This window comes from Klebsiella sp. Ech2A (assembly GCF_030078455.1).
In the GTDB taxonomy this organism is placed as follows: Bacteria; Pseudomonadota; Gammaproteobacteria; order Enterobacterales; family Enterobacteriaceae; genus Klebsiella; species Klebsiella terrigena.
In genome coordinates this window covers 1-12,173 of sequence record NZ_JAQGFU010000131.1, presented here as the reverse complement: position 1 = coordinate 12,173, position 12,173 = coordinate 1, and the positions used below count along the sequence as shown (strand labels likewise).

At 58.0% G+C, this 12,173-nt stretch carries 13 protein-coding genes; 6 read left to right on the top strand and 7 right to left on the bottom strand.

Features of this window, described 5'->3' with window-relative positions; translation table 11 throughout:
* Positions 1–1,482 (top strand): aconitate hydratase AcnA (gene acnA / locus PFH44_RS19435; RefSeq protein ID WP_283825862.1); only part of this gene is annotated, 1,482 nt, incomplete at its 5' end.
* 44 nt (positions 1,483–1,526) lie between these two features.
* Here acnA and ribA read toward each other — a convergent pair.
* The gene (ribA, locus tag PFH44_RS19430; protein WP_041145188.1) at positions 1,527–2,117 is read right to left on the bottom strand and encodes a GTP cyclohydrolase II; all 591 of its coding nucleotides are present in this window, start codon (positions 2,115–2,117) and stop codon (positions 1,527–1,529) included.
* A gap of 164 nt (positions 2,118–2,281) precedes the next feature.
* Between ribA and pgpB the strand changes: the two genes are divergently transcribed.
* The 5 genes from pgpB (at position 2,282) to yciH (ending at position 5,928) form a co-directional block, all read left to right on the top strand.
* Positions 2,282–3,040, top strand: coding sequence for a phosphatidylglycerophosphatase B (pgpB, locus tag PFH44_RS19425; RefSeq protein ID WP_283825861.1), 759 nt, complete (start codon positions 2,282–2,284; stop codon positions 3,038–3,040).
* 144 nt (positions 3,041–3,184) lie between these two features.
* On the top strand, positions 3,185–3,493 hold the full coding sequence (locus tag PFH44_RS19420) for a LapA family protein (RefSeq protein WP_041145190.1): 309 nt from the start codon (positions 3,185–3,187) through the stop codon (positions 3,491–3,493).
* Positions 3,494–3,499: 6 nt separating this feature from the next.
* Positions 3,500–4,669, top strand: a complete 1,170-nt coding sequence (gene lapB, locus PFH44_RS19415; RefSeq protein ID WP_283825860.1) for a lipopolysaccharide assembly protein LapB — start codon at positions 3,500–3,502, stop codon at positions 4,667–4,669.
* Positions 4,670–4,864: 195 nt separating this feature from the next.
* Positions 4,865–5,602 carry an orotidine-5'-phosphate decarboxylase gene (pyrF, locus tag PFH44_RS19410; RefSeq protein ID WP_283825859.1) on the top strand — a complete coding sequence of 246 codons (738 nt, stop codon included), beginning with the start codon at positions 4,865–4,867 and terminating at the stop codon, positions 5,600–5,602.
* Positions 5,602–5,928: a stress response translation initiation inhibitor YciH gene (gene yciH / locus PFH44_RS19405; protein WP_041145193.1), complete on the top strand. Its 327-nt coding sequence runs from the start codon at positions 5,602–5,604 to the stop codon at positions 5,926–5,928. The genes pyrF and yciH overlap by 1 nt, the downstream gene beginning before the upstream one ends.
* A 104-nt stretch (positions 5,929–6,032) precedes the next feature.
* On the opposite strand, the gene osmB is transcribed toward yciH, so the two are convergent.
* From osmB to fabI, 6 genes are all read right to left on the bottom strand, one after another.
* Positions 6,033–6,251, bottom strand: a complete 219-nt coding sequence (osmB, locus tag PFH44_RS19400; protein ID WP_026612282.1) for an osmotically-inducible lipoprotein OsmB — start codon at positions 6,249–6,251, stop codon at positions 6,033–6,035.
* A gap of 280 nt (positions 6,252–6,531) precedes the next feature.
* Complete coding sequence (yciT, locus tag PFH44_RS19395; RefSeq protein ID WP_045855070.1) at positions 6,532–7,281, bottom strand: DNA-binding transcriptional regulator YciT; 750 nt, start codon at positions 7,279–7,281, stop codon at positions 6,532–6,534.
* A gap of 71 nt (positions 7,282–7,352) precedes the next feature.
* Entirely contained in the window at positions 7,353–7,535 is a 183-nt protein-coding gene (locus PFH44_RS19390) for a YciZ family protein (protein WP_041145195.1), read from the bottom strand.
* A 178-nt stretch (positions 7,536–7,713) separates the two neighbouring features.
* Positions 7,714–9,648 (bottom strand): exoribonuclease II, encoded by a 1,935-nt coding sequence (locus PFH44_RS19385; RefSeq protein WP_283825858.1) that lies wholly within the window; start codon positions 9,646–9,648, stop codon positions 7,714–7,716.
* An 80-nt stretch (positions 9,649–9,728) separates the two neighbouring features.
* Positions 9,729–10,886: a CMD domain-containing protein gene (locus PFH44_RS19380; protein ID WP_045855072.1), complete on the bottom strand. Its 1,158-nt coding sequence runs from the start codon at positions 10,884–10,886 to the stop codon at positions 9,729–9,731.
* A 203-nt stretch (positions 10,887–11,089) separates the two neighbouring features.
* Complete coding sequence (gene fabI, locus PFH44_RS19375) at positions 11,090–11,878, bottom strand: enoyl-ACP reductase FabI (protein ID WP_041145198.1); 789 nt, start codon at positions 11,876–11,878, stop codon at positions 11,090–11,092.
* Positions 11,879–12,173 lie beyond the last annotated feature (295 nt).

The window sequence follows — 12,173 nt, the reverse complement described above, 5'->3', positions numbered from 1 at the left end:
AAGCTGGAAGTCAACCACGCGCAGAAAGACAAACGGCCGGTCGACTATACGCTGAACGGGCAGCAATATTCGCTGCCGGACGGCGCGGTGGCCATCGCCGCCATTACCTCCTGCACCAACACCTCCAACCCTAGCGTCCTGATGGCCGCCGGCCTGCTGGCAAAACGGGCGGTGGAGCTCGGCCTGGAGCCGAAGCCGTGGGTCAAAGCCTCGCTGGCGCCGGGATCGAAGGTGGTTTCTGATTACCTCGCGCATGCGCGGCTGACGCCCTATCTCGATACGCTGGGCTTCAACCTGGTAGGATACGGCTGCACCACCTGTATCGGTAACTCGGGTCCGCTACCGGAGCCGATTGAAGAGGCGATTAAAAAGGGCGACCTGACCGTAGGGGCAGTGCTTTCCGGCAACCGTAACTTCGAAGGGCGTATTCACCCGCTGGTGAAAACCAACTGGCTGGCCTCGCCGCCGCTGGTGGTGGCCTATGCGCTGGCCGGCAATATGAACGTTGACCTGACCCGCGATCCGCTGGGCGTCGGCAAAGACGGTCAGCCGGTCTATCTGAAGGATATCTGGCCGAGCGGCCTGGAGATTGCGCGGGCGGTAGAGCAGGTCTCCACCGAGATGTTCCATAAAGAGTATGCCGAGGTCTTTGAAGGTACGCCTGAGTGGAAGGCGATTGACGTCGAGCGTTCGGATACCTACGACTGGCAGAGCGACTCAACCTATATCCGCCTGTCGCCGTTCTTCGATGAGATGGGCGTTGAGCCCAAACCGGTAGAGGATATTCGCGGCGCGCGGATTCTGGCGATGCTCGGCGACTCGGTGACCACGGATCATATCTCGCCAGCGGGAAGCATCAAGGCGGAAAGCCCCGCCGGACGCTATCTGCAAAACCGCGGCGTCGAGCGTATCGACTTCAACTCCTACGGCTCCCGGCGCGGTAACCACGAGGTGATGATGCGTGGCACCTTTGCCAACATCCGTATCCGTAACGAAATGGTGCCGGGCGTCGAAGGCGGCATGACCCGACATCTGCCGGGCAGCGAGCCGGTGGCGATTTATGACGCGGCCATGCTCTATAAGGACGAAGGGACGCCGCTGGCGGTGGTTGCCGGGAAAGAGTACGGCTCCGGCTCCAGCCGAGACTGGGCGGCGAAGGGCCCGCGTCTGCTCGGCGTACGGGTGGTAATTGCCGAATCCTTTGAACGTATTCACCGTTCTAACCTGATCGGCATGGGGATTTTACCGCTGGAGTTCCCGCAGGGCGTAACCCGCAAAACGCTGGGGCTCACCGGTGAAGAGCGGATTGATATCAGCCAGCTGCAGGCGTTAGAACCCGGCGCAACGGTGCCGGTGACCCTGACGCGGGCGGACGGCAAGCAGGAGGTGATTGCCTGCCGCTGCCGTATCGATACCGCCACGGAGCTGACCTACTATCAGAATGACGGCATTCTGCACTATGTGATCCGCAACATGCTGTAAAAAAAAGGGCCAGCAATCGCTGGCCCTGAATCTATGCTGCCGAATCAGTTATTCAGCAGATGCCCCATCTTGGCGGCTTTGGTATCCAGATAGTGGGCATTTTTCGGATTGCGTCCGACGATCAGCGGCACGCGCTCCACGATATTGATCCCGGCTTCGGTCAGAATTTCCACTTTTTTCGGGTTGTTGGTCAGCAGGCGGACGCGCTCGACGTTCAGCAGCTTGAACATATCAGCACACAGCGTAAAGTCGCGTTCGTCGGCGGCAAAGCCGAGCTGATGGTTCGCTTCTACGGTGTCGTAGCCCTGATCCTGTAAGGCGTAGGCGCGGATTTTGTTTAACAGGCCAATGTTGCGGCCCTCCTGACGATGGTACAGCAGGATCCCACGACCCTCTTCGGCGATGTGCGACAGCGCCGCTTCCAGCTGAAAACCGCAATCACAACGCAGGCTGAAAAGGGCATCGCCCGTCAGACACTCAGAGTGTACGCGAGCCAGGACGGGCGCCTGGCCCGAAATATCGCCGAAAACCAGCGCGACATGATCCTGCCCGGTTGCCAGTTCTTCAAAACCCACCATCAGGAAATCGCCCCAGGGGGTTGGCAGTTTGGCTTCTGCCACACGTTTAAGCTGCATGTGATTCTCCAGACTTTGTCAGCACCTGAATGTGCTTTCTGTTTGCCGCTATTTTGCCACAATGCCGTGAGGTTCTCCTAATTACGCACGGCTGCCTGCGCGTAAAGCGCACAAACGAACCACTTTCCGTTATGATAGTCGGCAGAAAGGATTAAGGAGATGAAATGCTGTCGATTGCCAGACGAACCGCCACCGGTGCGGCACTATTAATGATTATGCCCGCAGTGGTTTGGCTCACCGGCTGGAAGTGGCATCCTGAACTTCCGCAGCAGGGGTTAAAGCTGCTGTACTGGGTTACCGAAAGCGTGACTCAGCCGTGGGGCATCATCACTCATACGATCCTTTGCGGCTGGTTCCTGTGGTGCCTGCGCTTTCGCCTGCGGGCGGCGGTGGTGCTGTTTATGATTCTGGCCGCGGCCATTTTGCTCGGGCAGGGCATTAAGTCCTGGATCAAAGGCCAGGTGCAGGAGCCGCGTCCCTTCGTTATCTGGCTGGAAAAAACGCAGCAGGTTCCGGTCGATCAATTCTACGCGTTAAAACGCAAAGAACGCGCTAAACTGGTGCATGAACAGCTGGTTCAGGAGCAGGGGATCCCTAAATTCCTGCGCAAACACTGGCAGAAAGAGACCGGTTTTGCTTTTCCATCCGGACACACCATGTTTGCGGCCAGCTGGGCGCTGCTCGGCGTGGGGCTGCTGTGGCCGCGCCGCCGCCGGCTGACCATTGCGCTGCTGATGCTCTGGGCCACCGCGGTGATGGGGAGCCGTCTGGCGCTGGGAATGCACTGGCCGCAGGATTTGCTCGTTGCCACGCTTATCTCCTGGCTGCTGGTGACGCTGGCCACCTGGCTGGCTCAGCGGCTGTGTGGCCCGCTGACGCCGCCCGGGGAAGAGGCGCAGGATATTAAGAAACGGACGCAATAACAGGGCTAACGTTGTTTTTCGCGCCATCCGGCCCCATATCCTGCAGTGGTGTCGTGCTTTTCCATTCCACCGCTGCAGCGAAAATGATACTTTATAGGGCTGAACGCGGGATTTTTTCGCGCAACCCACATAACGGGAAGTAGTGTGAAATATTTACTCATTTTCTTACTGGTACTCGCGATCTTCGTCATCTCCGTGACGCTGGGTGCGCAAAATGACCAACTGGTTACGTTCAACTATTTACTCGCACAGGGTGAATTCCGTATTTCAACGCTGCTGGCGGTGCTCTTCGCGGCAGGGTTTGCCATTGGCTGGCTGATTTGCGGCCTTTTCTGGCTGCGGGTTCGCGTCTCGTTGGCTCGCGCCGAGCGTAAAGTTAAGCGCCTTGAGCACCAGATTGCGCCTGCGGGCGTAGCGCCAGTCGACGCAGGCACCCCTGCGGTGAAGGAATAATCGTTTATGCTGGAGTTGTTGTTTCTGCTTTTGCCCGTAGCCGCCGCGTACGGCTGGTATATGGGGCGCAGAAGTGCACAACAGTCCAAACAGGACGACGCTAGCCGCCTGTCGCGTGATTATGTGACCGGGGTTAACTTCCTGCTGAGCAATCAGCAGGATAAAGCCGTGGATCTGTTCCTCGATATGCTGAAAGAGGATACCGGCACCGTTGAAGCTCACCTGACTCTCGGCAACCTGTTCCGCTCCCGCGGCGAGGTTGACCGGGCGATCCGCATTCACCAAAGCCTGATGGAAAGCGCCTCGCTGACCTACGATCAGCGGCTGCTTGCCGTGCAGCAGTTGGGACGTGACTATATGGCCGCCGGCCTGTACGACCGGGCGGAGGACATGTTCAAACAGCTGGTGGATGAAACCGATTTTCGCCTCAGCTCGCTGCAGCAGCTGCTGCAAATTTACCAGGCAACCAGCGACTGGCAGTCCGCCATCGATGTTGCCGAACGCCTGGTGAAGCTCGGCAAAGAGAAGCATCGCGGCGATATCGCCAACTTCTGGTGCGAGCTGGCGCTGCAGCAGATGGCGAACAGCGATATGGATAAGGCCATGTCGCTGTTGAAAAAAGGCGCCGCGGCCGATCGCAACAGCGCCAGGGTGTCGATCATGATGGGCCGGGTGTGGATGGAAAAGGGCGATTATCCGAAGGCGGTCGAGAGCCTGGAACGGGTGATCAATCAGGACAAAGAGCTGGTCGGCGAGACCCTCGAAATGCTCCAGACCTGCTACCAGCAGCTGGGTAAAATCGACGAGTGGGAAGCGTTTCTCCGCCGCTGCGCCGATGAAAATACCGGCGCGACCGCCGAGCTGATGCTGGCGCAGATCCTCGAGCAGCGCGAGGGGATTGAAGCCGCCCAAAGCTACGTCACCCGTCAGCTGGAGCGCCATCCGACGATGCGCGTTTTCCATAAGCTGATGGACTACCACCTTAACGAAGCGGAAGAGGGGCGCGCGAAGGAGAGCCTTGGCGTGCTGCGCAATATGGTCGGTGAACAGGTACGCAGCAAGCCGCGATACCGCTGCCAAAAATGCGGCTTTACCGCCCACAGCCTCTACTGGCACTGCCCGTCCTGCCGCTCGTGGTCCACCATCAAACCGATTCGCGGCCTTGACGGCCAGTAAGATTTAAAAAAAGCTCCTCTTTAGTTACAACATCCTTATGGTTTTTGACACCGCGCTGTCGTTAGGCCATTGCGCCGCCATCGTCGGGCAGGTGCCGAAACGCAGCCTGTTATTTTCCCCTTATCGCAGGTAGAATGCTGCCCGTTTACCTTTTTTGCGCCGAGCCCGGCGCCCATCAACAATTAAGGTCTGGTCATGACGTCTACTGCTACATCTTCTTCTCGCGTTGTCACATCCTCTCCCGTTGTTGTGGCTCTCGATTATGATAACCGCGATAAGGCGCTGGCGTTCGTCGACCGCATCGATCCGCGGGACTGCCGCCTCAAGGTTGGCAAAGAGATGTTTACGCTGCTGGGGCCGCAGTTTGTTCGCGATTTGCACCAGCGTCATTTCGACGTTTTCCTCGATCTCAAATTTCACGATATCCCTAACACCACCGCTCATGCCGTTGCGGCGGCTGCCGAGCTTGGCGTCTGGATGGTCAACGTTCATGCCAGCGGCGGCGCGCGGATGATGACCGCGGCGCGCGAAGCCCTGCTGCCGTTTGGCAAAGATGCGCCGCTGCTGATTGCCGTCACCGGGCTGACCAGCATGGAAGCCGGTGATTTGCAGGAGCTGGGGATTACGCCCTCTCCGGCCGACCATGCGGCCAAGCTGGCGGCGCTGACCCAACGCTGCGGCCTTGATGGCGTCGTCTGTTCGGCGCAGGAAGCGGCGCGCTTCAAACAGGAGCTGGGCCAGACGTTTAAGCTGGTGACCCCCGGCATTCGTCCCGTGGGCAGCGATGCGGGCGACCAGCGCCGCATTATGACGCCGGAGCAGGCGCAGGCCGCGGGCGTGGACTATATGGTTATCGGCCGTCCGGTGACGCAGTCTGCCGACCCGGCGGCGACCTTACGCCAGATTAATGCATCGCTGAATAAGGGGGCCTAATGACCGATTCTAACAGCCGTCTGGTTTACTCGACGGAGAGCGGACGTATCGATGAGCCGAAGCAGGTTGTCGAACGCCCTAAAGGCGATGGCGTGGTGCGTATTCAGCGCCAGACCAGCGGCCGTAAAGGTAAGGGTGTATGCCTGATCGTCGGCATTGACGCGGACGATGACGCGCTGGCGAAGCTGGCCGCTGAGCTGAAAAAGAAATGCGGCTGCGGCGGGTCGGTAAAAGAGGGGGTGATTGAAATTCAGGGCGATAAGCGCGATCTGATAAAATCGCTGCTCGAAGCTAAGGGCATGAAGGTCAAGCTGGCCGGCGGCTGATAATAACAACAGGGCCACGGTAAATACCGTGGCCCTGATTTTTTCCGGTGCGTAAGTCAGAAAATCTGCGAGCAGTTATTTTTTTATTTGAACTGATTTAAAGCTTATTTACCTACCTGGTGACCGATAATCCCGCCGACCGCCGCGCCGCCCAGGGTACCCAGGGTGCTGCCATCGGTTAATACCGCGCCGCCCAGTGCGCCGGCACCGGCGCCAATGGCGGTATTACGATCTCGTTTTGACCAGTGAGAACACGCGCTCAGGGACATTACCACTGTTACAGCCAGAACTGCCGCAGCCATTTTTTTGCTCATTGAAGTCATCATATTTTTCTCCTGAATAATCTATTCATGGATACAACTTCCTTTAAGCATAGCGTGAACTATGCGTTAAGGGCTATTCCATGAAGTTTAGTTGCGCAGGTGTTACTTTAATCACGCGGGTGATAGTCACTTCCTGTTATATCGCTAACAATAATTCTACTTTCTTTAAATTTTACCGGCAGGTAAATAGTCTTAATTGGGGGCTCGGAATACTCTCAGACGTGGCGCGGCCTGCGCCCACCTGAGTGGGCGACGAAGAAAAAAATAGAAGAGGGGCGGATCAGGCGACGTTGACGATATCGACGGTTAAACCGCTGTCAGCCAGCTGCTGGCGGGCGGTGTCGTGCAGGTTGCTATCGGTAATGATGCGATCGAAGCGCCCAACCGGGCCGAGCGGGTAAGGGTGTACGGCGCTGAATTTTGAACTGTCGCTGAGCACGATGGCCTCGCAGCCTTTCTCCAGCACCGCGTTAACCACGTCCGCGCGCATCATATCCCGCCCGGTAAAGCCGGTCTCAAGCTGCCAGCCGTCGATGCCAATGAACGCTTTGCTGAAATGGACCTGCTGGATAAACTGCCGGGTCAGCGGACCGACCATGCTCTCGCTGCGCTTCTGGTAGATCCCACCGAGGAGGATCACCTCGCCAGGCGTTTCTTTCAGCAGGTGAGCAATATAGCTGCTGACGGTAATGATGGTGATATCGCCGCGCTCGGCAAGCGTCCGGGCGAGCAGGGCGTTGCAGCTCCCGTTTTCGATAAATACCGTCTCGCCGGGCGAAACCAGCTCAGCGGCCCGCATAGCCAGCTCACGCTTAATGGCGAAATAGGTCATCATGCGGGTTTCTACGTCCTCGCTATCCAGCGGCACGGCAAAACCGTGGGTACGACGCAGATAGCTCTGCTTTTCCAGCAGATTCAAATCCTGACGTACGGTCACTTCAGAGACACCGGTCATTTTCGCGAGTTCGGCCACGCTCATGCGGCCTTTATCGATGACCATTTGCAAAATACTTTGTTGTCGGGCGTTCATAGCAACATCACAGTTAGGGGCTATTTTACGGGCAATCGACGCTGTACGGTCGGCTGCGGCGCGAGGGGCTGTCAGATTTCCCAGGGGGCTTTCGGCTGACCGGGCTTGCTTTCCGGTTCATCGTTAGCAAGAGCCTGCAGCTCCGCCTTGAGGATCTCCAGATTATGAATCGCGGAGTGATAGTCTCCGGCAACCAGAATATCCAGCACGGTATCGATACGTTGGGCGAGCAGGCGGGCATTCAGATCAGACATAGTATTATCCTGGTTACAAAAGCGAATGAAATCAATGATGCAAAAAACGGATGCAAAAGAGAAGTGAAAAGATCGCACAACCTATCTCATCTGGAGGTTTTTAGCGCAGGAGCGGGTGGGGAACGGAGATTGGCTAAAAAGAACGGCTCCCTGAGTCGGGAGCCGCTGAGGTGCAGTATCAGGCGAATGGCCGGGCAATAACGCTGCGCGTTTCCATTCTGACTTCGGCAATCTTAACGTCGATAACGTCGGTCACCTTGTAGACGGTTTCACCTTTAATCTGCACGGTGCCGTTTTCCTGGCTGCAGACAAGCTCATCGCGGACGGCGTGCAGGAACGGTGCCGGGATAAAGGCGACCGCGCCGTTATCAACCAGGCGCACGCGCATGCCGCCGCGGCTGATATCGATAATTTCCGCCGCAAAGCGCGTATCGGTACCGGCGTTCGGGCTCAGGTAGCGCGCGTACAGCCAGTCGCCGACGTCGCGTTCGGCCATCCGGTTCAGACGACGGCGTTCTGCCATCTGCACCGCTACGTCATCATTAGGGCGCGCGATGGTTTCACCTTTAATGATGGCTTTCAGCAGGCGATGGTTAATCATATCGCCGTACTTACGAATCGGTGAGGTCCAGGTGGCGTAGGCTTCGAGGCCAAGGCCGAAGTGCGGGCCCGGCTCGGTGCTGATTTCGGCGTAGGACTGGAAGCGACGGATGCGGCTATCGAGGAAGCCGGACGGCTGTGCGTCCAGTTCGCGGCGCAGCTTACAGAAGCCGTTAAGGGTCAGCACTTCCTGCGGATCGACGTGCACGTCGTGGGTCTTCAGCAGCGCGGCCAGCTGTTCGGTATTGGCCGGATCGAAGCCGGTATGCACGTTGTAAACGCCAAAGCCCAGGCGGTCGCGCAGCACGCGAGCGGCGCAGATGTTGGCGGCAATCATCGACTCTTCGACGATGCGGTTGGCGATACGGCGCGGCTCGGCAACGATATCCAGCACTTCACCTTTTTCACCCAGCACGAAGCGGTAGTCCGGACGGTCCTTAAACACCAGCGCATGGGTTTTACGCCATTCGCTGCGGCGCAGGCACAGATCCTGCAGCAGGGTAATCTGCTGCGCGATGGCTTCGCTTTCGGGCTGCCAGCTGCCGCTATTCTCCAGCCAGTCGGAGACGTTGTCGTAGGCCAGCTTCGCTTTCGACTCAATGGTGGCGGCGAAGAATTCGATATTGTCTTCAATGGTACCGTCGGCCGAGAGGATCATGCGACAGGCCAGCACCGGGCGCGTTTCGTTGGCGCGCAGGGAGCACAGGTCGTCGGAGAGCTCGCGCGGCAGCATCGGGATGTTAAAGCCCGGCAGGTAGTTGGTGAAGGCGCGGATTTTTGCCGCGTCGTCCAGCTTGCTGCCTTCGGCAATCCAGGCGGTCGGGTCGGCGATCGCGACGGTCAGCTGCAGCTTGCCGTCAGCGGCGGCTTCCACATACAGCGCATCGTCCATATCCTGGGTGCTGGCGCTATCGATGGTCACGAACGCCAGCGCCGTCAGGTCGCGACGCTCCAGCCCTTCGTCCAGCATCTCGGTAGCCACGCCGTCTGGCGCTTCTTTTTCCAGATTATGACGCGCCAGGGTAACCCACCACGGCACGAAGTGGTCGTCGCTGAAGGTGATGAACTGGGTTAATTCGGCATAGAAGCCGCGGTCGCCTTTCAGCGGATGGCGGCGCATTTCGGCCACCGCCCAGTCACCCTCGCTGAAATCGTGGCTGACGCTGCGATCGGCGCGGCACGGAATGGCATCTTTCAGCAGCGGATGATCGGGAACGATAGACAGGCGATCGTCTTTCTTATGCACTTTACCAACGAAACGCGTCAGGAAAGGCTCGATCAACTCTTCCGGCTCCGCGCTTTCACGTTCTTTTTCAGTATGGACCACGGCGGTAATACGATCGCCGTGCATCACTTTTTTCATTTGCGGCGGCGGAATGAAATAGCTTTTCTGCGAGTCAACTTCGAGGAAGCCAAAGCCTTTTTCCGTACCCTTAACGACCCCTTCAACGCGAGGAGTCTGAGAATGCAGTTGCTGTTTAAGCTGCGCTAGCAGCGGGTTGTCCTGAAACATAATTTGGTATTTTCGTGGCTAAAAGAGCGGCTGTCATTTTTACGCGATTATGCCTGTTGCAGCAAGCGCTGTTTGGCATTTTACGTCCGTTGACCCACATTGCCGAGGGCGATTTTCAGCCGGTTGATCCAGCCGCACAGCCCGCACCAGGCCAGAATATCGATAACCTGCGTTCGGGAAAGCCCGTATTCAGTGAGGGGCGTTAGCTGAGCGGCGCTGAAGCGGTCGGGGGAGCGGGTTAACAGCTGCACCGCCAGATAGATTGCGCGCTCGGATTGATGCCTTTCGCCCCACGCCTGAAGCGCACGATCGTCGTGGCGGAGCGCCTCAGGAAACGCCGGCGAGCCGGACCATTCTCGCTCCCAGGCGTTAAAGCAGCTAACGCTGCCGTTGATCCGCGCCGCAATCAGCGCGACCAGCGGCGCAAACGGTTGATTTTCACTCAGTCGGGTCAGCAGCTCATCCTGCGCGCTGAGGATAGCATCGTGGACCGCCAGCAGCGGCGCCAGCTCGGCGAGGCCGGGGTGTTGCTGCCAGCTGACCAGCCGCGCCTGGCGATCGTCATCAGCGTAGCGCAGGTCGCTGTCGCTGACGTCGGCCAGCCAGTCGACGTCGGCGGCGGCAAAGCCTTCTGCCGGCGCATCCTCCTGCTGCGGCATTCCCGGCATCCAGCGCACCGGAAAGCCCAGCGTCGCCTGGAAGGTGGCGATCGCGCGGGCCTGGAAGCCGACAAAACCGATAATCTGGTTAATCAGGATAATATCGCGGCTGGTTAATCCCACTTCGTCCAGCTGGCTGCGGGAGAGGGCGGTAATGACCGAGGGCGAGCTGGCCAGCTGGCGCGCATACTGCGTGATCTGCGCCAGACGACGATTGCTCTCGCGGGATGAGTCCGGGCCCGGCAGCGGCGCCAGGCGCGCCGCATAGTGGTTACACAGCCGCTGCACGCCATAGACCTGCGCGACGGTTAGCGCCGTGCTCAGGCGATCGTAGGCGCTAAAAGTTTGCAGACGATTCGCCGTCACTGAGGTCGGAAAGAGCGCATCGGCCAAACATCGAGCCGGCGCCAGCCAGCCCGCATGCGCGTGGAGCAGCTCCGCGGGCAACGTCAGGTCGAGTAAAAAACGGTCTTCGACATAAGCGGCTTCAGGGACGAGCGGTAATACATCCACCGGGCAGATTGTTGACTGGGTCTCGTGATACCAGTGGTTTTTGCCATACACGCGGCGTTGCTCCATGGGCGTTCCTTGATCGATATGTGTCCGGCCGCACTTCTGTGGGCCATCTATGCATAACTATCCTGGCGTAACCCTGGAGCAGGAGAAAATATTGATACGTGCTAACAAATAGCTGATTGGAATAACAGAGCGGGAGAGATGGTGCGAAAGGTCGTCAGCAGCAGAGTAAAACCCTCCTCACCGGCGTGAGGAGGGCGAAGAACTTATTTCAGTTCCAGCTCGTTCATGGCGGCAATGCTGAAGCCGCCGTCAACGTGAACCACTTCACCGGAGATGCCAGCAGAGAGGTTAGAGCACAGGAACGCTGCGCTGTTGCCGACATCTTCGATGGTCACGGTACGACGAATCGGGGTGACGGCTTCGCAGTGGGCCAGCATTTTACGGAAATCTTTAATCCCGGATGCTGCCAGGGTACGGATCGGACCGGCGGAGATGGCGTTGACGCGCACGCCTTCCGGACCCATCGCGTTCGCCATATAGCGTACGTTCGCTTCCAGAGACGCCTTAGCCAGGCCCATCACGTTGTAGTTAGGGATCGCGCGCTCTGCGCCCAGGTAGGAGAGCGTCAGCAGGGCGGAGCCCGGGTTCAGCATCTCGCGGCAGGCTTTCGCCATCGCCACAAAGCTGTAGGCGCTGATGTCGTGAGCGATTTTGAAACCTTCACGAGTTACCGCGTTAACGTAGTCGCCGTCCAGCTGATCGGCCGGTGCGAAACCGATTGAGTGAACGAAACCGTCGAATTTCGGCCATACTTTAGTCAGTTCGGTGAACAGAGACTCAATGCTCTCATCTTCAGCCACGTCGCACGGCAGTACGATGTTGGAACCCAGTGCCGCAGCAAATTCTTCCACACGACCTTTCAGCTTGTCGTTCTGATAGGTGAACGCCAGTTCAGCCCCTTCACGGTGCATTGCTTGCGCAATACCGTAGGCGATGGACAGTTTGCTGGCAACGCCAGTCACCAGAATGCGCTTACCGGAAAGAAAACCCATAGCTTTAATCCTTATCGTTATTGCTTATTTTTACTTTAACAATCATGTAGTTAGTGTTGTTATTTCAAAATAACTCAAATTTAGCCGAGAATTATATCCCACTGACGACCCCCTGTGTCACGCTATTTTTCAGCAATAGCGGACATCCAGCGGGCGACATCGGCGCTGCCGCTGCGTTCATGGGCGTCAACTTTCACGGTCAGCACAGGCGGCTTGTCGTATCCCTGCCATCGCGTACTCTCCAGTATATCACCGGATATCGCGGGCGTTCGCCGCCGTTCTCCGGGCGAAATGC